Origin of the sequence: Serratia sp. CY81684 (assembly GCF_052166595.1) — a bacterium.
Classification (GTDB): Bacteria; Pseudomonadota; Gammaproteobacteria; order Enterobacterales; family Enterobacteriaceae; genus Serratia; species Serratia nematodiphila.
On the sequence record NZ_JBJNOO010000003.1, the window covers coordinates 1,169,375 to 1,196,372 of the forward strand.

23 protein-coding genes and 2 tRNA genes are annotated in these 26,998 nt (G+C 56.2%); 16 read left to right on the plus strand and 9 right to left on the minus strand.

Going from position 1 to position 26,998, the window contains the following annotated elements; genetic code table 11:
- Positions 1–5: 5 nt before the first annotated feature.
- From mnmH to ACJ8QF_RS13470, 3 genes are read left to right on the plus strand one after another with little or no spacing between them, the layout of a single operon-like run.
- Positions 6–1,115 (plus strand): tRNA 2-selenouridine(34) synthase MnmH, encoded by a 1,110-nt coding sequence (mnmH, locus tag ACJ8QF_RS13460; RefSeq protein WP_442537657.1) that lies wholly within the window; start codon positions 6–8, stop codon positions 1,113–1,115.
- A complete protein-coding gene (locus ACJ8QF_RS13465; RefSeq protein WP_004932196.1) occupies positions 1,115–3,040 on the plus strand; it encodes a DNA topoisomerase III in 1,926 nt (641 codons plus the stop codon). The genes mnmH and ACJ8QF_RS13465 overlap by 1 nt, the downstream gene beginning before the upstream one ends.
- Positions 3,037–3,333 carry a YnjH family protein gene (locus tag ACJ8QF_RS13470; RefSeq protein WP_442537580.1) on the plus strand — a complete coding sequence of 99 codons (297 nt, stop codon included), beginning with the start codon at positions 3,037–3,039 and terminating at the stop codon, positions 3,331–3,333. The genes ACJ8QF_RS13465 and ACJ8QF_RS13470 overlap by 4 nt, the downstream gene beginning before the upstream one ends.
- A gap of 21 nt (positions 3,334–3,354) precedes the next feature.
- Here the strand turns inward: ACJ8QF_RS13470 and ACJ8QF_RS13475 are convergent, their stop codons facing one another.
- The 7 genes from ACJ8QF_RS13475 to ACJ8QF_RS13505 form a co-directional block, all read right to left on the minus strand.
- Positions 3,355–3,756 (minus strand): pyrimidine (deoxy)nucleoside triphosphate diphosphatase, encoded by a 402-nt coding sequence (locus ACJ8QF_RS13475; protein WP_021503849.1) that lies wholly within the window; start codon positions 3,754–3,756, stop codon positions 3,355–3,357.
- A gap of 44 nt (positions 3,757–3,800) precedes the next feature.
- Complete coding sequence (xthA, locus tag ACJ8QF_RS13480; RefSeq protein ID WP_004932192.1) at positions 3,801–4,607, minus strand: exodeoxyribonuclease III; 807 nt, start codon at positions 4,605–4,607, stop codon at positions 3,801–3,803.
- Between the two features lie 101 nt (positions 4,608–4,708).
- Positions 4,709–5,281, minus strand: coding sequence for a TIGR00730 family Rossman fold protein (locus ACJ8QF_RS13485; RefSeq protein WP_004932190.1), 573 nt, complete (start codon positions 5,279–5,281; stop codon positions 4,709–4,711).
- A gap of 205 nt (positions 5,282–5,486) precedes the next feature.
- Positions 5,487–5,571: transfer RNA gene (locus ACJ8QF_RS13490), tRNA-Tyr, on the minus strand.
- Between the two features lie 189 nt (positions 5,572–5,760).
- A tRNA-Tyr gene (locus tag ACJ8QF_RS13495) sits at positions 5,761–5,845 on the minus strand.
- Between the two features lie 175 nt (positions 5,846–6,020).
- Entirely contained in the window at positions 6,021–6,869 is an 849-nt protein-coding gene (purU, locus tag ACJ8QF_RS13500; RefSeq protein WP_016927485.1) for a formyltetrahydrofolate deformylase, read from the minus strand.
- 68 nt (positions 6,870–6,937) lie between these two features.
- Entirely contained in the window at positions 6,938–7,402 is a 465-nt protein-coding gene (locus ACJ8QF_RS13505; RefSeq protein ID WP_049187815.1) for a YchJ family protein, read from the minus strand.
- A 118-nt stretch (positions 7,403–7,520) separates the two neighbouring features.
- Here ACJ8QF_RS13505 and rssA point away from each other — a divergent pair, with 118 nt between their 5' ends.
- From rssA to ACJ8QF_RS13530, 5 genes are all read left to right on the plus strand, one after another.
- On the plus strand, positions 7,521–8,423 hold the full coding sequence (gene rssA, locus ACJ8QF_RS13510; protein ID WP_015378095.1) for a patatin-like phospholipase RssA: 903 nt from the start codon (positions 7,521–7,523) through the stop codon (positions 8,421–8,423).
- A gap of 103 nt (positions 8,424–8,526) precedes the next feature.
- Positions 8,527–9,540, plus strand: a complete 1,014-nt coding sequence (gene rssB / locus ACJ8QF_RS13515) for a two-component system response regulator RssB (protein ID WP_004932178.1) — start codon at positions 8,527–8,529, stop codon at positions 9,538–9,540.
- A 213-nt stretch (positions 9,541–9,753) separates the two neighbouring features.
- The gene (galU, locus tag ACJ8QF_RS13520; protein ID WP_004932177.1) at positions 9,754–10,671 is read left to right on the plus strand and encodes a UTP--glucose-1-phosphate uridylyltransferase GalU; all 918 of its coding nucleotides are present in this window, start codon (positions 9,754–9,756) and stop codon (positions 10,669–10,671) included.
- A gap of 40 nt (positions 10,672–10,711) precedes the next feature.
- Entirely contained in the window at positions 10,712–12,055 is a 1,344-nt protein-coding gene (locus ACJ8QF_RS13525; RefSeq protein ID WP_004932175.1) for a UDP-glucose dehydrogenase family protein, read from the plus strand.
- A 9-nt stretch (positions 12,056–12,064) separates the two neighbouring features.
- The gene (locus ACJ8QF_RS13530; RefSeq protein ID WP_442537581.1) at positions 12,065–13,075 is read left to right on the plus strand and encodes an NAD-dependent epimerase; all 1,011 of its coding nucleotides are present in this window, start codon (positions 12,065–12,067) and stop codon (positions 13,073–13,075) included.
- A gap of 186 nt (positions 13,076–13,261) precedes the next feature.
- Here ACJ8QF_RS13530 and hns read toward each other — a convergent pair whose 3' ends face one another.
- Positions 13,262–13,669, minus strand: a complete 408-nt coding sequence (hns, locus tag ACJ8QF_RS13535; protein ID WP_004932170.1) for a histone-like nucleoid-structuring protein H-NS — start codon at positions 13,667–13,669, stop codon at positions 13,262–13,264.
- A 700-nt stretch (positions 13,670–14,369) separates the two neighbouring features.
- Between hns and ACJ8QF_RS13540 the strand changes: the two genes are divergently transcribed.
- On the plus strand, positions 14,370–14,954 hold the full coding sequence (locus ACJ8QF_RS13540) for a thymidine kinase (RefSeq protein ID WP_154870282.1): 585 nt from the start codon (positions 14,370–14,372) through the stop codon (positions 14,952–14,954).
- 119 nt (positions 14,955–15,073) lie between these two features.
- Here the strand turns inward: ACJ8QF_RS13540 and adhE are convergent, their stop codons facing one another.
- Positions 15,074–17,746 carry a bifunctional acetaldehyde-CoA/alcohol dehydrogenase gene (gene adhE / locus ACJ8QF_RS13545; protein ID WP_342578917.1) on the minus strand — a complete coding sequence of 891 codons (2,673 nt, stop codon included), beginning with the start codon at positions 17,744–17,746 and terminating at the stop codon, positions 15,074–15,076.
- 531 nt (positions 17,747–18,277) lie between these two features.
- On the opposite strand from adhE, the gene ACJ8QF_RS13550 reads away from it, so the two are divergent.
- The 7 genes from ACJ8QF_RS13550 to oppF all read left to right on the plus strand — a co-directional run bounded on the left by ACJ8QF_RS13550 (position 18,278) and on the right by oppF (position 26,994).
- Positions 18,278–18,922, plus strand: coding sequence for a YchE family NAAT transporter (locus ACJ8QF_RS13550; protein WP_015378089.1), 645 nt, complete (start codon positions 18,278–18,280; stop codon positions 18,920–18,922).
- 696 nt (positions 18,923–19,618) lie between these two features.
- Positions 19,619–21,256 carry an ABC transporter substrate-binding protein gene (locus ACJ8QF_RS13555; RefSeq protein ID WP_049187818.1) on the plus strand — a complete coding sequence of 546 codons (1,638 nt, stop codon included), beginning with the start codon at positions 19,619–19,621 and terminating at the stop codon, positions 21,254–21,256.
- 147 nt (positions 21,257–21,403) lie between these two features.
- Complete coding sequence (gene oppA / locus ACJ8QF_RS13560) at positions 21,404–23,041, plus strand: oligopeptide ABC transporter substrate-binding protein OppA (protein ID WP_004932153.1); 1,638 nt, start codon at positions 21,404–21,406, stop codon at positions 23,039–23,041.
- Between the two features lie 83 nt (positions 23,042–23,124).
- Positions 23,125–24,045: an oligopeptide ABC transporter permease OppB gene (gene oppB / locus ACJ8QF_RS13565; protein WP_004932150.1), complete on the plus strand. Its 921-nt coding sequence runs from the start codon at positions 23,125–23,127 to the stop codon at positions 24,043–24,045.
- 14 nt (positions 24,046–24,059) lie between these two features.
- Positions 24,060–24,968: an oligopeptide ABC transporter permease OppC gene (gene oppC, locus ACJ8QF_RS13570; protein ID WP_004932149.1), complete on the plus strand. Its 909-nt coding sequence runs from the start codon at positions 24,060–24,062 to the stop codon at positions 24,966–24,968.
- Between the two features lie 11 nt (positions 24,969–24,979).
- Positions 24,980–25,996 carry an ABC transporter ATP-binding protein gene (locus ACJ8QF_RS13575; RefSeq protein WP_004932146.1) on the plus strand — a complete coding sequence of 339 codons (1,017 nt, stop codon included), beginning with the start codon at positions 24,980–24,982 and terminating at the stop codon, positions 25,994–25,996.
- A complete protein-coding gene (gene oppF, locus ACJ8QF_RS13580; protein WP_004932143.1) occupies positions 25,993–26,994 on the plus strand; it encodes a murein tripeptide/oligopeptide ABC transporter ATP binding protein OppF in 1,002 nt (333 codons plus the stop codon). The genes ACJ8QF_RS13575 and oppF overlap by 4 nt, the downstream gene beginning before the upstream one ends.
- Positions 26,995–26,998: the final 4 nt, after the last annotated feature.

Sequence of the window (26,998 nt, forward strand, 5' to 3'; positions counted from 1 at the left end):
CCAAGATGCAAGGCAGGCCGGACAGCGCCGATTATCAACGCATTTTTCTGCAGGACGTGCCGCTGATTGACGTGCGTGCGCCGATCGAGTTTCAGCAAGGCGCCTTCGCTCAGGCGGTGAACCTGCCGCTGATAGTCGACAGCGAGCGGCAGGCGGTGGGCACTTGCTATAAGCAGCATGGTCAGCAAGCGGCGATTGCGCTCGGCCACAGCCTGGTGAACGGCAAACTGCGCGAACAGCGCACCGCCGCCTGGCTGGCGGCCTGTGCGCAGCGACCCGAAGGTTATATTTACTGCTTCCGTGGCGGGCTGCGTTCACAGCTGGTGCAGCAATGGCTGCATGAGGCCGGCGTCGAGTACCCGCGTATCACTGGCGGTTATAAGGCGCTGCGCAATTATCTGCTCGGCGTGTTGGCGCAAAGCGCGGCATTGCCGATGGCCCTGGTGGGCGGCAATACCGGCAGCGGCAAGACGTTGCTGGTCAACGAACTGGCCGACGGCGTCGATCTGGAAGGCGCGGCGCGCCATCGCGGTTCATCTTTTGGCCGAACGCTGACGGGGCAAAGCTCACAGATCGATTTTGAGAATCGTCTGGCTGTGTTATTGCTGAAAAAACAGCATGGTGGCAGCCGCCGTTGGGTGCTGGAAGACGAAGGGCGGATCATCGGCAGCAACAATCTGCCGTTGCCGTTGTTCAACGGCATGCAGCAGGCGCCGGTGGCGGTGATCGACGATCCGTTTGATATTCGCCTGGCACGCCTGCAGGCCGAATATATCGACGGGATGCGCGAACAGTTCGAACAGGCCTATGGCGTGGAAGAAGGCTGGCGGCAGTACGACGACTATCTGCATCACGGCCTGTTCGCCATTCGCCGCCGGTTGGGCCTGGAGCGCTTCCAGCAGCTGACGCAGCGGCTGGAAGCAGCGTTGCGGGCACAGCGTCTCAGCGGCCAGGGTGACGCGCACCGCGAGTGGTTGGCGCCCTTGTTGCAGCAGTACTACGATCCGATGTATTGCTATCAGTTGGAAAAGAAAGCCCGGCGGATCGTCTTCCGTGGTAACTATGCAGAAGTAAGAGAATTCTTGATGACGTTCAGCCAGAAAAACGGTGATTAATGCGACTGTTCATAGCCGAGAAACCGAGTTTGGCGCGCGCCATTGCCGACGTCTTGCCCAAGCCGCATCGCCGCGGCGACGGTTATATCGCCTGTGGCAACAACGACGTGGTGACCTGGTGCGTCGGCCACCTGTTGGAGCAGGCCCAGCCTGACGCCTATGACAGCCGCTATGCGCGCTGGTCGTTGGCAGACCTGCCGATCATTCCCGAAAAATGGCGGTTGCAGCCGCGGCCTTCGGTCAGCAAACAGCTCAACGCCATTAAAAAGTTGCTGCTCGAAGCCGATGAAGTGGTTCACGCCGGCGACCCGGATCGCGAAGGGCAACTGCTGGTGGATGAGGTGCTGGACTACCTGGATTTGACGGCGGAAAAGCGCCAGAACGTGCGCCGCTGTCTGATCAACGATCTCAACCCGCAGGCGGTGGAGCGCGCGGTTGAACGCCTGCGCGACAACCGTGACTTCATCCCGCTGTGCGTGTCTGCGCTGGCGCGTTCGCGCGCCGACTGGCTGTACGGCATCAATATGACCCGCGCCTACACGCTGCTGGGCCGCAACGCCGGTTACGACGGCGTGCTGTCGGTAGGCAGGGTGCAGACGCCGGTGCTCGGATTGGTGGTACGGCGTGATGAAGAGATCGAAAACTTCGTGCCAAAAGACTTCTTTGAGGTCAAGGCGCACATCGTCACGCCGAAAGAAGAACGCTTCGTGGCGCTGTGGCAGCCCAGTGAGTCCTGTGAGCCTTATCAGGACGAAGAGGGGCGTTTGCTGCACCGGCCGTTGGCGGAGCATGTGGTCAAGCGCATTGAAGGCCAGCCGGCTCTGGTCACGTCTTATAATGATAAACGGGAATCGGATACCGCGCCGCTGCCGTTTTCGCTCTCCACGCTGCAAATCGAAGCGGCCCGGCGTTATAACCTCAGCGCGCAACAGGTGCTGGACGTTTGCCAGCGGCTGTACGAAACCCACAAGTTGATTACCTATCCGCGCTCCGACTGTCGCTACCTGCCGGAAGAGCATTTCGCCGGCCGCCACGCGGTGCTGAACGCCATCAGCGTGCACCAGCCCGAGCTGTATCCGCAGCCGGTGATCGACAGCGATCGCCGCAACCGTTGCTGGGACGATAAAAAGGTCGACGCGCACCACGCCATCATTCCCACCGCCCGCGCCGGCAAGATTAATCTGACGCAGGATGAGCGGAACGTGTATGGGCTGGTGGCGCGCCAGTATCTGATGCAGTTCTGTCCGGATGCGGTATTCCGCAAATGTGTGATCGAGCTGGATATCGCCGGCGGCAAATTTATCGCCAAGGCGCGATTCCTGGCGGAAGCCGGCTGGCGTACGCTGCTGGGCAGCAAGGAGCGCGACGAGGAGAACGAAGGTGCGCCGCTGCCGGTGGTGGCTAAAGATGATGAGCTGTTGTGCGAGCGCGGTGAAGTGGTGGAGCGCCAGACGCAGCCGCCGCGGCCGTTTACTGACGCCAGCCTGTTGTCGGCCATGACCGGCATCGCGCGGTTCGTACAAGATAAAGCGCTAAAGAAAATCCTGCGGGCGACCGATGGTTTAGGTACGGAAGCGACGCGAGCGGGGATCATCGAATTGCTGTTCAAGCGGGCGTTTCTGTACAAGAAGGGACGCTATATTCACTCCAGCGAAACCGGGCGCGCATTGATTCACTCGCTGCCGGATCTTGCTGCACGCCCTGATATGACGGCCAACTGGGAAGCCACGCTGACGCAAATCAGCGAGAAATCCTGCCGCTATCAGGACTTTATGCAGCCGTTGGTCGGCACGCTGCAAGAGCTGATTTATCAGGCCAAGCAGAGCCGGGCGAGCATGGCGTTTCGTGGATTGCCGCCGCCGCCCTCCAGCGGAGGCAAAAAACGCAGGAAAAGCGCCGGCAAGGCGCAGGAGAAGAGTGAATGAAGCATGGACTCACTGGTGTATTGGCTGCCGCGGCCCTGATGTTTTCCGGCCTGGCCGCCGCCAATCGCGGCGATGTGGACGTGGTGCTACCGGTTTCGCCGGAGATCTGGGGCGCGGCCAAAAGCGGCGACAATCCGCCGCCGGCGCAGCCCTGCAGCCGTTGTTGCGTCTACCAGAATCAGAACTATTCCGAGGGGGCGGTGCTCAAAGTCGAAGGGGAAGTGCTGCAGTGCGTGCGTGAGCCTAATACTATCGGCACCAACCCCTTGATTTGGGTACGATTAAAGAAGTGACGATGTAACCTGTCACCGCGCTTAGCGCGCCTCGCCTTGCGCGGCTAGATAATCCGCCAGCAGTGGAACGTCAGCGGGCGCCAGGGGGTATTCCTGCGCCTGTTGCGGCGTGACCCAGACCAGCGCCGAATGGCAGCGCTGTTGCAGTTCACCGGAGAACTCCGCGACTCGCCAGGCATGCAGTCGGATGATGCGTTCGCCTTGCCGCCACTGATTGCTGCCCACATAGTTGCCGATACGGGCGCTAATCCCCAATTCTTCATCCAGCTCGCGCGTCAGCGCCTCCGGCTGGCTTTCGCCGGTTTCAACCTTGCCGCCGGGAAACTCCCACAGGCCGGCTTGATCGCTGCCTGCGCCGCGCTGGGCCAGCAAAATACGCCCATTTTGTTCCAGAATGGCGGCTACTACGTCGATAATTTTCATTGGCTTCACAGAATAAAACCCCGGCGAGCGCCGGGGGGATGGGGTTACAGCGTGAATTCCGCCCAGACCGGCGCATGGTCGGAAGGTTTCTCCATGCCGCGGGTTTGGTAATCAATGCCGGTGGCGATGCAGCGTGAAGCCAGCGGGGTGCTGGCCAGCAGCAGATCGATACGCAGGCCGCGGTTGTCGTCGAACCCTTTGGAGCGGTAGTCGAACCATGAGAACTCGTCGTTGCGCCCCGGGTTGGCGTGGCGATAGGTATCCACCAGGCCCCAGTTCAGCAGGCGATCCATCCATTCGCGCTCTTCCGGCAGGAAGGAGCACTTGCCGGTGCGCAGCCAGCGTTTGCGGTTGTCTTCGCCGATGCCGATATCGTAATCACTCGGGCTGATATTCATGTCGCCCATGATCAGCACCGGGGATTCCGCCGACAGCTGCTGCTCCAGGTAGTTTTGCAGATCCTGATAAAAGCGTGTTTTAGCCGGGAATTTGATCGGATGGTCGCGGCTTTCACCTTGCGGGAAGTAGCCGTTGATCACCGTCAGCGTGCCCTGCGGCGTAGCCAGATCGGCCATGATGATGCGACGCTGCGCGTCTTCTTCATCGGTTGGGAAACCGCGGCGCACGGCCAGGGGCTCCGCTTTGGTCAGCAGCGCCACGCCGTAATGGCCTTTTTGCCCGTGATAGAACACGTGATAGCCGTGCTGGCTGACTTCTTCCAATGGGAACATGTCATCGTGAACTTTGGTTTCCTGCAGACCGATCACGTCGGGCTGGTGCTGTTCGATAATTGCCGCCAGCTGATGCGGACGCGCGCGCAGTCCATTGATATTAAAAGAGACAAACTTCATGAGCGGTGCCGTTTTCACGAGAAAAATGTGCTGTGATAGTAGCAGAGTTTGGCGGGAAATGTAACGCAGACAGCGGCAGGACCGCTGACTGCGCAGCGGGTTTATTTCGCCCAGCGGTCGTAATTTTTAGGTTGATAGTCGTCAAATTGTTGCAGCAGCGTCTGTGCCGATTCGCTGATGTGCAGGGTGCCGAGATAGTCGTGACGCATAAAGCCCTGATCGGCGACGTGCTCGAGGAACTGGCTCAGCGGTCGGTAGAATCCGTTGACGTTCAGCAGGCCGACCGGCTTGTTGTGATAGCCGATTTGCCCCCAGGTCCAGATTTCAAACAGCTCTTCCAGCGTGCCGATGCCGCCGGGCAGGGCGATAAAACTGTCCGCCAGCGCTGCCATACGGGCTTTGCGCGTATGCATGTCTGGCACCACTTCCAATTCAGTCAGGCCGCGATGCGCCGTTTCCGCTTCAACCAGACGCTCGGGGATAATGCCGACCGCTTCACCGCCTGCGGCCAACACCGCGTCCGCCACGATCCCCATCAATCCTTTTTTGCCGCCGCCATAGATTAAACGGCGCCCCTGTGCGGCCAGCAGTTGCCCCAGTTGACGAGCCTGCTCGGCATAAGCGGGATTGACGCCTTCGCTGGCGCCACAAAAAACGCAAATATTGTTTCGCATCCACCTGTTCCTTACTGCACTAAAGAAGCCAGTGGTATAGCGAATTGTCGGCCGGAGTTCAAGTTACGGCTGGGAGTGAGGAACAAAACGGCTGGATGAAAGCGGTTAATAAGGGGAGATAACTTGATTTATTGATACGAGAACATTGGATGCACGTGTTGTATGCGATGTGCTTTAAGTGGGTTTTGGGATTTTCTGCAAGAGATGGTGGTGGGGGAAGGATTCGAACCTTCGAAGTCAGTGACGGCAGATTTACAGTCTGCTCCCTTTGGCCGCTCGGGAACCCCACCATGGTATTCATGGATTTGCTGATTTTTTAAGGAATCGGCTAAATTCCTATTGTGCACTTCTAAGTATTACCGCGCTAAAGCGCGTTGTCTCGCTGCGCTCGGCTCGAACCTTGTCGAAGCTTCTCATCCTCCCCCTCGGCGTTTAATGATATTTCAGCTTTCGCTTCAAGTTCATCAACAAAGAGAAGATGGTGGTGGGGGAAGGATTCGAACCTTCGAAGTCAGTGACGGCAGATTTACAGTCTGCTCCCTTTGGCCGCTCGGGAACCCCACCATATACATGGCTATTTAACTGGCCTTGCTTGCGAGAGCGCTGTCTCGGTAAGCGGGGCGCATCATATCAAATGAAGCGGATGTGTAAAGTATTGAAATGCAGAAAATGAATCGTTTGCCGTTTTTTTATTCTTGGCGGTGCATCCCTGAACGAAATGCACCGATTTATTGAACGATTACAGAATAACGGTGCGGTTGCCGTAGACGAAGACGCGCTGCGCCAGCACCTGATACAGGGCGCGGCTGAGCACGTTTTTCTCCACGTCGCGGCCGGCGCGCATCATATCCTCGGCGGAATAGGTGTGATCGACGTGGATCACGTCCTGCATGATGATCGGGCCTTCGTCGAGATTGTCGTTAACGTAATGGGCGGTGGCGCCGATGATTTTTACCCCGCGCTCGTAGGCCTGGTGATAAGGCCGTGCGCCGATAAACGCCGGCAGGAACGAATGGTGAATGTTAATTACCTGATTCGGATAATGTTGCACGAAGGCCGGGGTCAGCACGCGCATATATTTGGCCAGCACCACGTAATCCGGCTGATATTGATCGATCTTGGCCGTCATTTCGCGGTCGTGCTGTTCGCGCGTCAAGCCTTCGTGGCTCACCAGATGGAAAGGAATATCGAAACGCTCCACCAGCGATTGCAGCGTGTCGTGGTTGCCGATTACGGCGGCGATCTCAACGTCGAGGCCGCCATAGGCGCTTTTCATCAACAGATCGCCCAGGCAGTGCGCCTCTTTGGTGACCAGCACCACGATGCGCCGGCGCCCGGTGCTGTGCAGTTCACGCAGCGAACCTTCCGGCAAGGCGCTGTCCAGATCGGCCAGCAGCGTGTTGTCGTTGAAAATGCCTTCCAGCTCGGTGCGCATGAAGAAACGCCCGGTGCGGTGATCGACGAACTCATTGTTCTGGACGATATTGAGTTCGTGCTTGTAACAGATGTTGGTGATCTTGGCGATCAGCCCTTTGGCGTCCGGGCAGATGGTGCGTAACACTTTCCGTTGTACATTTTGGTGTGGCATGGGTTTGAGGATCCTGTCTGATACTGAACGGCCTGTCTGCGCAGGCGTAAACGTGAAGCGCCGGCCGGTTAGCGCCCGCAGCACTTCTTGTATTTTTTCCCTGAGCCACAGGGACACATCGCATTTCGGCCGGGCTGGGGTTTGGTGCCGTCGATATAATACCAACGTTGATCGCGACGAAGGAAGCGCGAGCGCTCATGCATCGCCTGCGGCTCGCCGCTTTCGCCATCGGTGAAACGGGCGATGAATTCGACGAAGCCTTCATCCGGCTCATGACCGGCTTTCTCTTCCACGATCGTCAGGCCCAGCCATTCGGTATTCTTAAAACTGTCGACGATGGCATTGCGCCACGCTTCGGCGCCGCAGTCGGGGTGCCAGGTGGCGATCAGATAGTCGACGTTATGATTCACGTAGGCGGTGAAGCGTGAACGCATCAGTTGGCCGGGCGTCGGCGCCGGCTGAATGCCGCTGATAAAAGGGGCGCAGCACGCGTTATACGCCAGTCCGCTGCCGCATGGGCATGATTCGGGCAAAATGACTCCTGAGAAAACGAGGCTGAAAATGAATTTAGCGCATATGTTACCTAACAATATTCGTCAGTGACAATCTACCCTGAAAGCAGAGAACACCGTTTACCGAGAGGATGACGCGATGCGGCAAATCAAGATCGGACTGGCGCTGGGAGCGGGCTCGGCTAAAGGCTGGGCGCACATCGGCGTGATCAATGCGTTAAAGAAGCTGGGGATTGAGGTCGATATCGTTGCCGGCTGCTCTGTCGGCGCGTTGGTGGGCGCCGCGTTCGCCAGCCATCGCCTGCCGGCGATGGAGCAGTGGGTGCGATCGTTCAGCTATTGGGACGTGATTCGCCTGATGGATTTTTCCTGGCAGCGCGGCGGCCTGTTGCGCGGCGAGCGGGTGTTTAACGCCGTCGGACAGCTGCTGAAGATCAATGATATCGCCGATTGTGCGTTGAAGTTCGGTGCCGTGACGACCAATCTCAGCACCGGGCGTGAGCTGTGGCTGACCGAAGGCGATATTCATCAGGCGATACGCGCCTCCTGCAGCATGCCCGGCCTGTTGGCGCCGGTATGGGCCGACGGCTATTGGCTGGTGGATGGCGCGGTGGTCAATCCGGTGCCGGTGTCGCTTTGCCGCGCCATGGGTGCCGATATCGTCATTGCGGTCGATCTGCAGCATGACGCGCACCTGATGCAGCAGGATCTGTTCTCGATACGTATCGAGGAAGAAAGCCCGGACGATGCGCCTGCGGCTACCTGGCGCGGGCGTCTGCGGGAACGCGTCGGCAGAATGCGCAAGCGCAAACCGGCGACGGCGCCGACGGCGATGGAGATTATGAGCACATCGATTCAAATGCTGGAGAATCGCCTGAAGCGCAACCGAATGGCGAGCGATCCGCCGGATGTCTTGATCCAGCCTTTTTGCCCGCAAATCTCAACGCTGGATTTCCACCGCGCCGATGAAGCGATCGAGGCGGGGTTGCTGGCGGTTGAAAAACAACTGGATCGGTTGTTGCCGTTGATAAAAAATAGATAATTCTCGGTTCTTGGTTGGCAATGCGCAGTTGGTCTGTTTCAGACGAGCATAAGTGACCTTTTTGAGCCACTATTACACTATGGAAAGGGACGAGGCTCGGCTGATGGCATTACCACTCACTCACAAGCGCATCTTGATCGTTGAGGACGAACAGGTTTTTCGTTCCGTGCTGGTCGGTTATCTGACCTCGCTGGGCGCTGAAACCGGCGAGGCGACCAACGGTTTACAGGCGCTGAGTGCCGTGGATGACTTCAAGCCGGATCTGATTCTGTGCGATCTCGCGATGCCGGAAATGGGCGGTATCGAATTCGTTGAACACCTGCGTTTGCAGGGGCTGCAGATCCCGGTGCTGGTGATCTCGGCCACCGACAAGATGGCGGACATCGCCAAGGTGCTGCGGTTGGGCGTGCAGGATGTGCTGCTCAAGCCGCTGACCGATCTCAATCGCCTGCGTGAAGCGGTGCTGGCATGCTTATACCCCAATATGTTCACCTCCCAGGCGATTGAAGAGGTTGAACTGTTTCAGGATTGGGATGCGTTGAGCAAAAATCCTTCCGAAGCCGTCAAACTGCTTAAGCAACTGCAGCCGCCGGTACAGCAGACCATTGCGCATTGCCGGATCAACTATCGGCAGTTAACCACCGGCGAAAATCCCGGCCTGGTGCTGGATATCGCCGCCTTGTCAGAAAAGGATCTGGCATTCTATTGTCTGGACGTCACGCGCGCCGGCGATAATGGCGTATTGGCGGCACTGCTGTTGCGCGCATTATTTAATGGGCTGCTGCAGGACCATCTGGCTAATCAACAGCATCGTTTGCCGCAAATGTCGGCATTGTTAAAGCAGGTTAATCAATTATTGCGGCAGGGGAAATTAGACGGTCAATTCCCTCTGTTGTTGGGATATTATCACGCCGAAAATAAAAACCTGATTCTGGTTTCCGCCGGGCTGCATGCCAACGTCAATACCGGTGACAATCAAATCCAGCTGAGCAACGGCGTGCCACTGGGGACGCTGGGGGCAACCTACATGAATCAGATCAGCCAGCGTTGTACCGCCTGGCAATGTCAGGTATGGGGCAGCGGTGGCCGATTGCGACTGATGCTCAGCGCTGAATAGCAGGCAGCGATCGGCGCGATCTTAAGCTATTTACTTATCTGTAATTAAACCGTTTATTTATTCTCCGGATTATCCGAACGGGTAATAGTCCTAAATGTTTTCTATTTGTGTTCTGGTTAATGCTCGGCGCGCATAAGCTGGTATACTCCGAAGGTTTTTTTATATCGAGCCCAAGCTCATAAAATGAGCGCTTTAGCTTTAAGAGAGGAAATAATGCCTGCTGTAAATCGCAAAGTCAGAAAAGCCGTGATCCCGGTTGCAGGCTTGGGTACGCGGATGTTGCCGGCCACCAAAGCCATTCCGAAAGAAATGCTGCCGCTGGTTGATAAACCTCTGATCCAATACGTCGTCAATGAGTGCATTGCGGCGGGGATTAACGAGATTGTGCTGGTCACCCACTCCTCCAAGAACTCGATCGAAAACCATTTTGATACCAGTTTCGAACTCGAAGCGATGCTGGAAAAACGCGTCAAGCGCCAATTGCTGGACGAAGTGCAGTCGATCTGCCCGAAAGGCGTTACCGTGATGCAGGTTCGTCAGGGTAATGCCAAAGGCCTGGGGCACGCGATTATGTGTGCCTACCCGATGGTGGGCGATGAACCGGTCGCGGTGGTGCTTCCGGACGTGATCCTCGACGAATACAGCGCCGATCCGCAAAAAGACAACCTGCACGAAATGCTGCAGCGCTTCGAAGCCACCGGCGTCAGCCAGATCATGGTTGAACCCGTGCCGCATAAGGATGTCGGAAACTACGGCGTAGCCGACTGTAAGGGCGTTGATTTGCAACCGGGCGAAAGCGCGCCGATGGTCAGCGTGGTTGAGAAACCGTCACCGGATAAAGCCCCTTCCAACCTGGCGATTGTCGGTCGTTATGTGTTGTCCGCCGATATTTGGCCGCTGTTGGCGAAAACGCCTCCAGGCGCCGGCGATGAAATTCAGCTGACTGACAGCATCGAAATGCTGATGCAGCAGGAAACGGTGGAAGCGTATCACCTGAAAGGCGTGAGCCATGACTGCGGTAACAAACTGGGTTACATGCAGGCCTTCGTGGAGTACGGCATGCGTCATGCCAGCCTGGGCAAAGAGTTTTCTCAGTGGCTGCAACAGGTTGTTGCCGCTGACAAGAAGTAATTTGATCTTTCGTCTTAATTTGAAAAACTAGGATTTTCACATGAAAGTAACAGTTTTTGGTATTGGTTATGTGGGGCTGGTACAGGCCGCCGTGCTGGCTGAAGTTGGCCATGACGTTATGTGCATCGATGTTGACGAACGAAAAGTCGAGAACCTGAAAAAAGGGAATATCCCGATTTTTGAACCGGGCCTGACGCCGCTGGTACAGCAAAACTATGAGGCCGGCCGTCTGCATTTCACCACCGATGCCAAAGCGGGCGTGGCGCACGGGAATATCCAGTTTATCGCCGTCGGTACGCCGCCGGATGAAGACGGTTCCGCCGATCTGAAATATGTCACCGCAGTGGCGCGCACCATCGCCGAGCACATGACCGATCGCAAAGTGGTGATCGACAAATCTACCGTGCCGGTCGGTACGGCGGACAAAGTGCGTCAGGTGATGGCGGAAACGCTGGCAAAACGCGGCAGCAACGTGCCGTTCGACGTGGTGTCCAACCCTGAATTCCTGAAGGAAGGCGCTGCGGTGGCTGACTGCATGCGCCCTGAGCGCATCGTGATCGGCACCGATAATAAAGAGGTGATCGAACCTATTCGCGAGCTGTACGAGCCGTTTAACCGCAATCACGATCGTATGATCATGATGGATATCCGCAGCGCGGAGCTGACCAAATATGCCGCCAACTGCATGCTGGCGACCAAAATCAGCTTTATGAACGAAATGTCCAACCTGGCGGAAATGTTGGGCGCGGACATCGAGAAAGTGCGTCAGGGCATCGGTTCCGATTCACGCATCGGTTATCACTTCATCTATCCTGGCTGTGGCTACGGTGGTTCTTGCTTCCCGAAAGATGTTCAGGCGCTGATCCGCACGGCGGAGCAGATCGGTTACCAACCGAAGCTGTTGCAGGCGGTAGAGCAGGTCAACTACCAACAAAAAGACAAGCTGAACAGCTTTATCAAAGACTATTTCGGCAGCGATTTGAAGGGCAAAACCTTCGCACTGTGGGGTCTGGCGTTCAAGCCGAATACCGATGATATGCGTGAAGCGTCCAGCCGTGTGCTGATGGAGCAGCTGTGGGCTGCCGGCGCCACCGTTCAGGCCTACGATCCGGAAGCGATGAACGAAGTTCAGCGCATCTATGGTCAGCGCGACGACTTGAAGCTGATGGGTACCAAAGAGGCTGCGTTGCACGGCGCCGATGCTCTGGTGATCTGCACCGAATGGCAGAATTTCCGCGCGCCGGACTTTGATGTGATCAAGGGCGCGTTGAAGCAGCCGGTGATCTTCGATGGACGTAACCTGTACGATCCTGAGCGTTTGGCGAATCGCGGCTTTACCTACTATGCGATTGGCCGCGGTGCCTCGATTAAACCGGTTATTTAAGGAGTGGGCATGAAATTCCTGGTTACAGGCGCCGCAGGGTTTATTGGTTATCACGTTGCAGAGCGTTTGTTGACCGCCGGGCATCAGGTTGTCGGCATCGATAACCTGAATGACTATTATGACGTGGGCCTGAAAATGGCCCGTCTGGACAGACTGGCGGATAAGCCGGGATTCCGCTTCATCAAGTTGGATTTGGCCGATCGTGAAGGCATGGCGATATTGTTCGCCGAGCATCAGTTCCAACGAGTCATTCATTTGGGTGCCCAAGCCGGCGTGCGTTATTCGCTGGTCAACCCGTTGGCTTATGCGGACGCTAACCTGATCGGTCATTTGAACGTTCTGGAAGGCTGCCGTCATAATAAGGTCGAGCATTTACTTTACGCCTCCTCCAGCTCTGTTTATGGCCTCAATCGCAAGTTGCCGTTTGCTACCGAAGATTCGGTCGACCACCCTGTGTCACTGTATGCGGCAACCAAAAAAGCCAATGAGCTGATGTCACACAGTTACGCTCATTTATACGGTCTCCCGACGACGGGGCTACGCTTCTTTACCGTATATGGTCCCTGGGGGCGTCCGGATATGGCGCTGTTCAAGTTTACCAAGGCCATATTGGCGGGGGAGAGTATCGATGTATATAACCACGGTGAAATGCACCGTGACTTTACTTACATTGATGATATCACCGAGGCGATTGTGCGGCTGCAGGCGGTTATTCCGCAGGCAGATCCGTCATGGACCGTTGAACAGGGATCGCCGGCGACCAGTTCCGCGCCGTATCATGTTTATAATATCGGCAATAACACCCCCGTTAAACTGATGGAATATATCACGGCGTTGGAGCAGGCTTTGGGGCTAACTGCCCGCAAGAATATGCTGCCAATGCAACCTGGCGACGTGATGGATACCAGCGCGGATACCGCGGAGCTTTATCGTGACATTGGTTTTAAGCCGGAAACCAGCGTTGAAGAGGGTGTGAAGCGCTTTGTTGATTGGTATAAGGCATTCTACCAGGTTCAATAATTGAACGAGGGTATATGCGACAAAGGGGCCTTAGGGCCCTTTTTTATCGCTGGAACCTCATGCAAGGAACAAAATGCGAATTAGGATATTTACTAAAAGGAAAGGGATGAGGCAGGATCGCGGCGATAAGCTTTAAAATGAAAAGGCCCCCCGCAGGGAGCCTTTCAGATACGGGCTGAATCGCTATTACAGCAGGAAATCGTCCAGAGATTTACCTTGCTCTTCGATAGCTTTCTTAATCACCGCTGGAGTACGGCCTTGGCCGGTCCAGGTTTTCAATTCGCCGTTTTCGTCTTTATATTGGTATTTAGCAGGACGTGCTGCGCGTTTTGCTTTACCGGCAGCCTTGTTGGCAGCCATGGTTTGCAGCAGTTCATTCGGATCGATACCGTCAGCAATCAGCATTTCGCGGTATTGCTGCAGTTTACGGGTGCGTTCTTCGATTTCTGCTTGAGCCTGGCTGTCTTCTTCGCGACGTTCGTTCACAACAACTTCCAGTTTCTCGAGCATTTCTTCCAGCGTTTCCAGTGTGCATTCTCTTGCCTGGGCGCGCAGAGTGCGGATGTTGTTCAAAATCTTTAATGCTTCGCTCATTGTCCTAGTCTCAAATTATATTGGTGGGGGGCGTCTCGATAATAATAGAGCGCTATTTTCTTTTCTGCAATAGCCAAATTGACTTGAATACTCAAATTTACCTTTTAAAAAACCGTTAATCGGATCTGTCCGACTAATATAGGAAGGGCTGTTAACTATTACCCTTGTCGCACTTAAGTCAAAATTTCAGCAGGCATGCTTTAAAAGGCGCGTGTCGCAAGGCTTTCATCGATAAGTTATCGCCGTAATTTATATCAATATTACAATGGGTTCTGTGGGCTTAATCACGTCATGGCAAGGCAGACATTGTAAACAATAGGGGTATATAGGTAAAGATTGCGTCAGGAAACGTCGGGGACAGCGGAGGTGATTAAATGCCCTGTATTGGCCCCGTGTATAATAGACTGGCGCGCCGTTGCGGTTGCGGCACCCGCCGCGGCGAAAGGGTGATTATGCATTAATGGGCAAATGATCGCGGTTAACCATTAGCAAGAATTAATAGTGATGACAGGCATACATTATCCTGTAAATAGCTGTAAAAAGAACGGGCCGACAGAACGATATGTTTCGCTTGAAAGCGCATTATTACGGCGAACGCAATATTCGTTCGCTTTGGGCTGAGCCTGGGGGGCGGCTTATGGTACACTTACCGTCTTAATCGACATTTGAATATTTCTTATACCATCGGAGTTGCGGGGCCATGGCTCAACTTTATTTTTATTACTCTGCGATGAATGCCGGCAAGTCCACTGCGCTGCTACAGTCTTCATATAACTATCAAGAACGTGGTATGCGCACGCTGGTGTTCACTGCGGAGATCGATCACCGCTTTGGCGTAGGTAAGGTCAGCTCGCGCATCGGTTTATCCTCGCAGGCCCAGCTCTATAACAACGACTCGATGCTGTACGCCATGATTCAGCAAGAGCATCAACAGCAGCCGGTGCATTGTGTACTGCTGGATGAAAGCCAGTTCCTGACCAAGGCGCAGGTTGAGCAATTGTGCGATGTGGTGGACCAACTGGACATTCCCGTATTGTGCTACGGCCTGCGTACCGATTTTCTCGGTGAGCTGTTTACCGGCAGCCAATATTTGCTGGCCTGGGCCGATAAGCTGGTGGAATTGAAAACCATCTGTCACTGTGGGCGCAAAGCCAATATGGTGTTGCGGTTGGATGAAAACGGCCAGGCGATGCACGCCGGTGAGCAGGTGGTGATTGGCGGTAACGAGAGCTATGTCTCCGTCTGCCGCAAGCATTATAAAGAGGCGATTCACTCCCAGGAGTAGGGGAGAAAACGCCGCCAAAGCCCGCTGAGGAGTTTTGGCGGCGTGAGTCGAAATGCAGCGCCTCCGGCGCAATAAAAAACCCGCCGTTTGGCGGGTTTTTTTATCGGTTCACGAAACCGTTATTTCTTGGGCTTCTTTACCGCGGCTTTGGCTGCAGCCGGAGCTGCCGCTTCCTCTTCGACTGCTTCGTTGAATTCGCGGCCGTAGAAGGTATCCAGCATGATTTGCTTCAGTTCGGCAATCAGCGGATAGCGTGGGTTGGCGCCGGTGCATTGGTCGTCGAACGCGTCTTCCGACAGCTTGTCGACTTTCGCCAGGAAGTCTGCCTCCTGCACACCCGCCTCACGGATGGAGGTTGGGATGCCCAGCTCGGTTTTCAGCTCGTCCAGCCAGGCCAGCAGTTTCTCAATCTTCTGCGCGGTGCGGTCGCCCGGTGCGCTCAGGCCGAGGTGGTCGGCGATTTCAGCGTAGCGGCGGCGCGCCTGAGGGCGGTCGTACTGGCTGAAGGCCGTCTGCTTGGTCGGGTTGTCGTTCGCGTTGTAGCGAATGACGTTGGAAATCAGCATCGCGTTGGCCAGGCCGTGCGGAATGTGGAACTCCGAACCCAGTTTGTGCGCCATGGAGTGACAAACCCCGAGGAAGGCGTTGGCGAAAGCGATACCGGCGATGGTGGCGGCGTTGTGCACGCGTTCACGGGCAACCGGGTTTTTCGCGCCTTCTTTGTAGCTGGCCGGCAGATACTCTTTCAACAGTTTCAGCGCCTGCAGCGCCTGGCCGTCGGAGTATTCGTTCGCCAGCACCGAGACGTAGGCTTCCAGCGCGTGGGTCACCGCATCCAGGCCACCGAAGGCGCACAGGGATTTCGGCATGTTCATCACCAGGTTGGCGTCGACAATCGCCATGTCCGGGGTCAGCGCATAGTCGGCCAGCGGGTATTTCTGCCCGGTGGCGTCGTCGGTCACGACCGCGAACGGCGTGACTTCTGAACCGGTACCTGAGGTTGTGGTGATGGCGATCATTTTCGCTTTCACGCCCATTTTCGGGAATTTGTAGATACGCTTGCGGATGTCCATGAAGCGCAGCGCCAGATCCTCGAAGTGGGTTTCAGGATGTTCGTACAGCACCCACATGATTTTCGCGGCGTCCATCGGCGAACCGCCGCCCAGCGCGATGATGACGTCCGGTTTGAAGGAGTTCATCTGCTCGGCGCCTTTGCGCACGATGCTCAGCGTCGGATCGGCTTCCACTTCGAAGAACACTTCGGTTTCGATGCCGTGAGACTTCAGAACCTTGGTGATCTGGTCAGCATAGCCGTTGTTGAACAGGAAACGGTCGGTCACGATGAAGGCGCGTTTCGCCCCGTCGGTCGCCACTTCTTCCAGCGCGATAGGCAGCGAGCCACGGCGGAAGTAGATCGATTTCGGAAGTTTGTGCCACAACATGTTTTCTGCTCGCTTCGCTACAGTTTTCTTGTTGATCAGGTGTTTAGGTCCGACGTTTTCAGAGATGGAGTTGCCACCCCAGGAACCGCAACCCAGCGTCAGCGAAGGCGCGAGTTTGAAGTTATACAGGTCGCCGATACCGCCCTGAGAAGCCGGGGTGTTGATCAGGATGCGAGCCGTTTTCATTTTATCGCCGAAGTAGGCGATGCGAGCCGTTTGGTTATCCTGGTCGGTGTACAGGCAGGAGGTGTGGCCGATACCGCCCATGGCGACCAGTTTTTCGGCTTTGGCGACGGCGTCTTCGAAGTCTTTGGCACGGTACATCGCCAGGGTAGGCGACAGTTTTTCATGTGCGAAAGGTTCGGACTCGTCGACCAGCTTCACTTCACCGATCAGCACTTTGGTGTTGGCCGGCACTTTGATGCCTGCCATTTCGGCGATTTTCGGTGCTGACTGCCCGACGATGGCCGCATTCAGACCGCCGTTTTTCAGGATGATGTCCTGCACCGCTTTCAGTTCTTTACCCTGCAGCAGATAGCCGCCGTGGGAAGCGAAGCGTTCGCGTACCGCATCATAGATAGCGTCAACGACGATGACCGACTGTTCGGAAGCGCAGATAACGCCGCTGTCGAAGGTTTTGGACATCAGGATAGAGGCGACCACGCGCTTGATGTCTGCGGTTTCGTCTACCACGACCGGCGTATTACCGGCGCCGACGCCGATGGCCGGTTTGCCGGAGCTGTAGGCGGCTTTCACCATACCCGGGCCACCGGTGGCCAGGATCAGGTTGATGTCAGGGTGGTGCATCAGCTGGTTGGACAGCTCGACGGTAGGTTGGTCGATCCAACCGATGATGTCTTTTGGCGCGCCGGCGGCGATAGCGGCTTGCAGCACGATATCGGCGGCTTTATTGGTGGCATTCTTCGCACGCGGGTGCGGCGAGAAGATGATGCCGTTACGGGTTTTCAGGCTGATCAGCGCTTTGAAGATCGCGGTAGAAGTTGGGTTGGTGGTAGGGACGATACCGCAAATCAGGCCGATAGGTTCGGCGATGGTGATGGTACCGAAAGTGTCATCTTCAGACAGGATGCCACAGGTTTTTTCATCTTTATAGGCGTTGTAGATGTACTCGGAAGCGAAGTGGTTTTTGATCACTTTGTCTTCGACGATACCCATTCCGGATTCTTCCACGGCCATTTTGGCCAACGGGATACGGGCATCAGCAGCGGCGAGGGCGGCAGCGCGGAAGATTTTATCCACTTGCTCTTGAGTGAAGTTGGCATATTCGCGCTGGGCTTTTTTGACACGTGCGACAAGCTCGTTCAGTTCAGCGACATTCGTTACAGCCATAATGCTCTCCTGATAATGTTAAACTCTTTCAGTAAATAAGCCGTGCGAGCCACTAGTATAGTCATAACGGGAATAAACGGTGATTCGAATACCGGGGGTTTCCCGCGTTATTTCTTCGCATGCTGCTGATTTGCTTAAAGAGCTTTACCCTGCGCCAACCGGAGGGGCAGGCAGTGAAGAGAACGGAACCGGCTGGATTGCCACCGACTTTGTTCTACTCCCTGACTACGACTAAGAGCTTACCCACTGTTGGGTAGTTGATTTGTGATCTAAATCATGAAAAGTGCAAGCTGACACCTTTCAGCTTGACGGTGTTGAGAGTGGTTATCAATAACTGTGATCGATGACTCTTTTTTCAACATAAAAAATCAAAAGGCCATACATCACTTTAACAAAGGGCATTTGTTTTGTTGCCTAACTTGCTGGTAGTCAAAAATGCTGCTCTGGCCGGATGGATTACCCGCGGCAATTCCATTACATTAGCGCGCATAGGCAGCACACCTTTTTATAGCACTTAACGCGGAGCCATCTGTGGGCCAATCTCTGTTGGATCTTTCCGGCTTTATCAAGTTCTTTGTCGGTCTGTTTGCACTGGTCAACCCGGTGGGCATCTTGCCGGTGTTTATCAGCATGACCAGCTACCAGGCGGAAGCAGGGCGCAATAAAACCAACCTGACCGCCAACCTGTCGGTCGCCATTATTCTGTGGACATCGCTGTTCCTGGGCGAAGGGATCTTGCGGATGTTCGGCATCTCCATCGATTCGTTCCGCATCGCCGGCGGTATTCTGGTGGTGACCATCGCCATGTCGATGATCAGCGGCAAGCTGGGAGAAGACAAACAGAACAAACAGGAAAAATCGGAGAGCGCGATCCGCGAGAGCATCGGCGTGGTGCCGTTAGCACTGCCGCTGATGGCGGGGCCGGGGGCGATCAGTTCCACCATCGTGTGGAGTTCCCGTTATCACAACTGGCAAAGCCTGCTCGGCTTTACGGTCGCGATCGCCTTGTTCGCCTTTTGCTGTTGGTTGTTGTTCCGCGCCGCGCCGCTGTTGGTGCGTTTGCTTGGGCAGACCGGCATCAACGTGATCACCCGTATCATGGGTCTGTTGCTGATGGCGCTCGGGATCGAGTTTATCGTTACCGGCATTAAGGCGATATTCCCCGGCCTGTTGTAATACCCTTTGTTTAGCCGCGCACCTTTCGCCTTGGCGCGGCTAAAATTAATTTTAAAGTTTAAATTATTTATTGGTTCGCATTATTATAGTGCACAGGATGAATAAAATTTATGCGGTTGCACTCTTATGTTGCATAAATCTCATGTTGCTGTGCAAAAAAAACGCTAAGCGTTATTTCAGACACTTTTCTTCCCCCATTTCTGCGCGTTTTGCCCCCGCTCAACGGTAAAGCTGTTGTTAAATTAATCACATCATTCTGTGGGGCTTGTCTCACTTTCATCCAGGTGTTATTAGTGATTAACCGACCATAGGCAGGTGTTTGTTCTTTGAATGCCCGGATTGTTAACTGAATGTTTCTTTGTGCGGTAATGAGATTGCGTTGATGGTTTCAAATGAAATGATTTCGTCTTTTTTTTCTTTAAAATCATAGCGATGATTTTGTTTCTCCGCGTCCTCGATCTTGGGGGCCGGATCGGGCTTCGTGCGATAAAAGAGAATTGCTTAACATTTTCGTAAAATTTATTGGCTATGGAATTTGGCTTCTGCTAATTTCCGAGCAACTTTCCCGTGGTCAATTAACTGAAATGCGCCATAAAAACGGGAATGATTTTTGCTGGTATCCGTTTATTTAGAATTCTTATAAACACTTCACAAACTTCGATAAGCGATGCTTGTCGGTGAAAAGGAGCCTCGATTATGCAGCAAACCCTGAAGTGCACTTCTTTGACCTTGTTGATTAGCGGCGCGCTGAGCGTCGGCGCCATAAATAGCAGTTTGGCGGCGGAAGTGCCGGCCGGCGTTCAGTTGGCGCAGCAGCAGAATATTGTGATCAATAACGGCAGCGAAGTGGCTTCATTGGATCCGCATAAGGTCGAGGGCGTACCGGAAAGCAATATCATTCTTAACCTGCTGGAAGGGCTGGTGAGCACCGACGCCAACGGGCATGTGGTACCGGCGGCGGCGGCGAGCTGGGAAAACCAGAATTATCAGCAATGGACCTTCCACCTGCGCCCCGGCGCGGTGTGGAGCGACGGCAGCCCGGTGACCGCGCAAGACTTCGTCTACAGCTGGCAGCGCCTGGCCGATCCGAAAATCGCCTCGCCCTATGCCAGCTACCTGCAGTACACCAAAGTCGACAATATCGACGATATCCTGACCGGTAAGAAGCCTCCACAGGCCCTCGGCGTCAAGGCGCTGGACGACCAGACGCTGCAGGTGACGCTGAGCGAACCGGTGCCGTATTTCATCAGCATGCTGAGCCACACGTCGCTCAAACCGGTGAAGCGCGCGGTAGTGGAGAAATTCGGCGACAAATGGACGCTGCCCGCCAACTATGTCGGCAACGGCGCTTACCGTCTGAAAGAGTGGGTGGTGAACGAGCGCATTGTGCTGGAGCGCAGCCCGAGCTACTGGAACAACAAGCAGACGGTGATCAATCAGGCGACCTTCCTGCCGATCGCTTCCGAAGTCAGCGACGTCAACCGCTTCCGCAGCGGCGAGATCGACATCACCAACAGCGCCATTCCGCCGTACCTGTACGTCAAAATGAAGCGTGAAGTGCCCGAGCAACTGCACGTTAACCCTTATCTGTGCACTTTCTATTACGAACTCAATAACCAGCGGGCGCCGTTCACCGATCCGCGGGTGCGTGCGGCGGTGAAGATGACGCTGGATCGCGACATCATCGCCAACAAGATCATGGGCCAGGGGCAGATCCCGGCCTACAGTTTCACGCCAACCTTCACCGAAGGCGCCAACTTCACGCAGCCCGCCTGGGCCGGCTGGAGCCAGGAACAGCGCAACGCCGAAGCCAAGAAACTGCTGGCGGAAGCGGGTTACAGCGACGCCAAGCCGCTGAAATTCTCGCTGCTGTACAACACCTCCGATCAAAACAAACAGCAGGCGATCGCCGCCGCGTCGATGTGGAAAAAGAACCTCGGCGCCGACGTCACGCTGCGCAATCAGGAGTGGAAGACCTCGCTGGAAAGCCGCCATCAGGGGCAATACGACGTGGCGCGCGCCACCTGGTGCGGGGATTACAACGAGCCCAGCGCGTTCCTGAACCTGGTGCTGTCCAACAGCAGCATCAATACCGTGTTTTATAAGAGCCCGGCGTTCGACGCCATCATGGCCGCCACCCTGAAGGCACCGGATGAGGCCGCGCGCGCCGCGCTCTATCAGCAGGCAGAAGCGCAACTGGACAAAGACTCCGCGTTGATCCCGGTGTATTACCGCGTCAGCGCGCGGTTGATTAAGCCGACGGTAGGCGGGTTCACCGGCAAAGATCCGCTGGACTATACCGACGTTAAAAATCTTTACATTATCAAGCAGTAAAGGGGTATTCCTCACGCCGAGGCGCTGGGGAATATAGGGAAGGCCGGCCGCCGCATTCGTTCCGCGGCGGCGGGAAAACAGAGTCCGCTTACGGGCAACGCAGGTTCCACGAAGAGCCTGTGATAATAAAAACTGGAGTCGATAAGTATGACCAACATCACGAAGAAAACCCTCATTGCCGCCGGCGTCATCGCCGCGCTCGGCATCACAGCAACCACCGGCGCGTTCGCCGCCGACGTTCCTGCGGGGGTGCAGCTGGCGGATAAGCAAGAAATCGTCAAAAACAACGGTTCCGAAGTGCAGTCGCTGGATCCGCATAAAATCGAGGGCGTGCCGGAAAACAACGTGACCCGCGATCTGATGGAAGGCCTGGCGAACAACAGCCCGGACGGTTCCATCGTGCCGGGCGTCGCGGAAAGCTGGGATAACAAGGATTTCAAAGTCTGGACCTTCCACCTGCGCAAAGACGCCAAATGGTCCAACGGCAAGCCGGTGACGGCGCAAGATTTCGTCTACAGCTGGCAGCGCGTAGTGGATCCGAAAACCGCGTCGCCTTACGCCAGCTACCTGCAGTACGCCCATGTGGAAAACGTCGATGACATCATCGCCGGTAAAAAAGACAAGTCGACGCTGGGCGTGAAGGCCATCGACGACCACACTTTCCAGGTGACCCTGAGCGAGCCGGTGCCTTATCTGGTTGAAATGACCCCGCACTACGCCATGAAGCCGGTTTATAAAGAGGCGGTGGAGAAATTCGGCGAGAAGTGGACGCTGCCGGCCAACTACGTCAGCAACGGCGCCTACAAACTGAAAGACTGGATTGTCAACGAACGCATCGTACTGGAACGCAACCCGGAATATTGGGATAACGCCAAAACCATCATCAATAAAGTGACGTTCCTGCCTATTTCGTCGGAAGTGACCGACGTTAACCGCTACCGCACCGGCGAAATCGACATGACTTATAACAACATGCCGATCGAACTGTTCCAGAAGCTGAAGAAAGAGATCCCGAAAGAGGTGCACGTCGATCCTTATCTGTGCACCTATTACTACGAAATCAACAACCAGAAGGCGCCGTTCACCGATGCGCGCGTGCGTGAAGCGCTGAAGCTGGGTATGGATCGCGACATCATCGTCAACAAGGTGAAAAACCAGGGCGATCTGCCGGCCTACAGCTTTACGCCGCCATACACCGACGGCGCCAAGCTGACCCCGCCGGAGTGGTTCGGTTGGACGCAGGAAAAACGCAACGAAGTGGCGAAGAAACTGCTGGCGGAAGCCGGCTACGGCCCGGGTAAACCGCTGACCTTCTCCCTGTTGTACAACACGTCAGACCTGCACAAGAAGCTGGCGATCGCCGCCGCCTCCATCTGGAAGAAAAATCTGGGCGTGGACGTGAAGCTGGTGAACCAGGAGTGGAAAACCTTCCTGGATACCCGCCATCAGGGCACCTATGACGTGGCGCGCGCCGGCTGGTGCGCCGACTACAACGAACCGAGTTCGTTCCTGAACATGATGCTGTCCGACAGCAGCAGTAACACCCCGCACTACAAAAGCGCCGAGTTCGATAAGCTGATGGCCAACGTGTTGACCGCGAAGAGCAAAGACGAGCGCGCCGATCTGTATCAGAAAGCGGAAGTTCAGCTGGATAAAGATTCCGCCATCGTTCCGCTGTATTACTACGTGAACGCCCGTCTGGTGAAACCTTACGTCGGTGGCTACACCGGCAAAGACCCGCTTGATAACGTGTACGACAAAAACCTGTACATCATCAAGCATTGATACGGTAAGAGCCGGCGGCGCAGGCCGCCGGCCCATGTTGAGAATAATAAGCCGTCATCAGGCTGTCGCACAGGGTTAGGGCAATGCTGAAATTTATACTTCGTCGCTTGTTGGAAGCGATCCCGACACTATTTATCCTTATCACCATCTCATTCTTCATGATGCGCCTGGCGCCCGGCAGTCCATTTACCGGGGAACGCGCATTACCGCCGGAAGTCATGGCGAATATCGAAGCCAAATACCATTTGAACGACCCGATCTGGAAACAGTACGGTCATTATCTGGCGCAGCTTGCGCAGGGAGACTTCGGCCCGTCCTTTAAATACAAGGACTATTCGGTCAACGATTTGGTGGCCAGTTCTTTCCCGGTGTCCGCCAAGCTCGGCCTGGCCGCGTTTCTGTTGGCGGTGGTGCTGGGCGTGAGCGCCGGCGTGATCGCGGCGTTGAATCAAAACACCAAATGGGACTATACGGTAATGGGGTTCGCCATGACCGGGGTGGTGATACCCAGTTTCGTGGTGGCGCCGCTGTTGGTGCTGATCTTTGCCATCACGTTGAAATGGCTGCCGGGCGGCGGCTGGAACGGCGGTGCGCCTAAGTTCATCATCTTGCCGATGGTGGCGTTGTCGCTGGCCTATATCGCCAGCATCGCCCGTATCACGCGCGGCTCGATGATTGAAGTGTTGCACTCCAACTTCATCCGCACCGCGCGCGCCAAAGGCTTGCCGATGCGTCGCATCATTTTCCGCCACGCGCTGAAGCCGGCGCTGTTGCCGGTGCTGTCCTACATGGGCCCGGCGTTCGTCGGGATCATCACCGGCTCGATGGTGATCGAAACCATCTACGGTCTGCCGGGGATCGGCCAGCTGTTCGTTAACGGCGCGCTGAACCGCGACTACTCCCTGGTGTTGAGCCTGACCATTCTGGTGGGCGCTCTGACCATTCTGTTCAACGCGATCGTCGATGTGCTGTATGCGGTCATCGATCCGAAAATCCGTTATTAATCTGGAGCACGCGAATGATGTTGACTAAAAAGAACAGCGAAGCTCTGGAACACTTCAGCGAGAAGCTGGAAGTGGAAGGGCGCAGCCTGTGGCAAGACGCGCGTCGGCGTTTTATGCACAACCGCGCGGCGGTCAGCAGCCTGTTCATACTGGCGCTGATCACACTGTTTGTGGTGCTGGCGCCGATGCTGTCGCAATTCGCCTACGACGATACCGATTGGGCGATGATGTCCGCCGCACCCAGCGTTGAATCGGGGCACTATTTCGGCACCGACTCCTCCGGGCGCGATCTGCTGGTGCGCGTGGCGATCGGCGGGCGCATCTCGCTGATGGTCGGCGTGGCGGCGGCGCTGGTGGCGGTGATCGTCGGCACCCTGTACGGCGCGATGTCCGGCTATCTGGGCGGCAAGATCGACTCGGTGATGATGCGCCTGCTGGAGATCCTCAACTCCTTCCCGTTCATGTTCTTCGTGATCCTGCTGGTGACCTTCTTCGGCCAGAATATCCTGCTGATCTTCGTGGCGATCGGCATGGTGTCGTGGTTGGACATGGCGCGTATCGTGCGCGGCCAAACCCTCGGTCTGAAGCGCAAGGAGTTCATCGAAGCGGCGCTGGTGTGCGGCGTCTCCACGCGCAACATCGTGCTGCGGCATATCGTGCCGAACGTGCTCGGCGTGGTGGTGGTGTATGCCTCGTTGCTGGTGCCGAGCATGATCCTGTTCGAATCCTTCCTCAGCTTCCTGGGGCTGGGTACGCAGGAGCCGCTGAGCAGCTGGGGCGCATTGCTCAGCGACGGCGCCAACTCAATGGAAGTTTCACCGTGGTTGCTGCTGTTCCCGGCGGGTTTCCTGGTTGTCACTCTGTTCTGTTTCAACTTCATCGGCGATGGCCTGCGTGACGCCCTCGACCCGAAAGATCGTTAAGGAGTGCCACCATGAGCACCATTGAACATCCTGAGCTGCAAACCGCCGTCGGCATTAAAGCGTCGCCGCTGCTGGACGTGAAAGACCTGCGCGTCACGTTTTCCACCCCGGACGGCGACGTGACGGCGGTGAACGATCTGAACTTCGATCTGCGCGCCGGTGAAACGCTGGGCATCGTCGGCGAATCCGGCTCCGGCAAATCGCAGACCGCGTTCGCCCTGATGGGGTTGCTGGCCAGCAATGGCCGCATCGGCGGCTCGGCCAAATTCAACGGCCGCGAAATCCTCAACCTGCCGGAAAACCAGCTCAACAAGCTGCGGGCCGAAGAGATCTCGATGATCTTCCAGGACCCGATGACCTCGCTCAACCCGTATATGCGCGTTGGCGAACAGCTGATGGAAGTGCTGATGCTGCATAAGAAAATGAGCAAAAGCGAAGCCTTCGAAGAGTCGGTGCGCATGCTCGACGCGGTGAAAATGCCGGAAGCGCGCAAGCGCATGCGCATGTATCCGCATGAGTTTTCCGGCGGCATGCGCCAGCGCGTGATGATCGCCATGGCGCTGCTGTGCCGGCCGAAGCTGCTGATCGCCGACGAGCCGACTACCGCATTGGACGTGACCGTTCAGGCGCAGATCATGACGCTGCTCAACGAGCTCAAGCGCGAGTTCAACACTGCCATCATCATGATCACCCACGATCTGGGCGTGGTGGCCGGCATCTGCAACAAGGTGCTGGTGATGTACGCCGGCCGCACCATGGAATACGGCAGCGCGCGCGAGGTGTTCTACCAGCCGAGCCACCCGTACTCCATCGGATTGTTGAACGCGGTGCCGCGCCTCGACGCCGAAGGCGAAGCGTTGCTGACCATTCCCGGCAACCCGCCGAACCTGCTGCGGCTGCCGAAAGGTTGCCCGTTCCAGCCGCGCTGCCCGTACGCCATGGAACAGTGCGCGAGTGCTCCGCCATTGGAGCAATTTGGGGAAGGGCGCCTGCGCGCCTGCTTTAAACCGGTGGAGGCGTTGGTATGACAGCGGTAACCGACAAGAAAGTGCTGCTCGAAGTGGCCGATCTGAAAGTGCACTTCGACATTCATGACGATAAGCAGTGGTTTTGGCAGCCGCCGAAAACCCTGAAGGCGGTCGATGGCGTTACGCTGCGGCTGTTCGAGGGGGAAACCCTGGGCGTGGTCGGCGAATCCGGCTGCGGCAAATCCACCTTCGCGCGCGCCATCATCGGCCTGGTGAAGGCCACCAGCGGGCGCGTCGCCTGGCTGGGTAAAGATCTGCTGGGCATGAACGACGCCGACTGGCGCAAAACCCGCAGCGATATCCAGATGATCTTCCAGGATCCGTTGGCTTCGCTCAACCCGCGCATGACCATCGGCGAAATCATCGCCGAGCCGCTGCGCACTTACTACCCGAAAATGCCGCGTCAGGAAGTGAAGGACAAGGTCAAGGCGATGATGCTGAAGGTCGGCCTGCTGCCTAACCTGATCAACCGTTATCCGCACGAGTTCTCCGGTGGCCAATGCCAGCGCATCGGCATCGCGCGAGCGCTGATCCTCGAACCGAAGCTGGTGATCTGCGACGAGCCGGTTTCCGCGTTGGACGTGTCGATTCAGGCGCAGGTGGTAAACCTGTTGCAGCAGCTGCAGCGCGAAATGGGGCTGTCATTGATCTTTATCGCCCACGATTTGGCGGTGGTGAAGCACATTTCCGATCGCGTGCTGGTGATGTATCTGGGCCATGCGGTGGAGCTGGGCACCTATGACGAGGTGTACCACAATCCGCAGCACCCTTACACCAAGGCGCTGATGTCGGCGGTGCCTATTCCGGATCCGGACAAGGAGAAGGAAAAGCAGATCCAGCTGTTGGAAGGGGAGCTGCCTTCGCCGATCAACCCGCCGTCCGGCTGCGTGTTCCGCACCCGCTGCCCGATCGCCGGGCCGGAGTGCGCCAAGACGCGTCCGCTGCTGGAGGGCAGTTTCCGTCATGCGGTTTCATGCCTGAAGGTCGATCCGCTGTAATGCG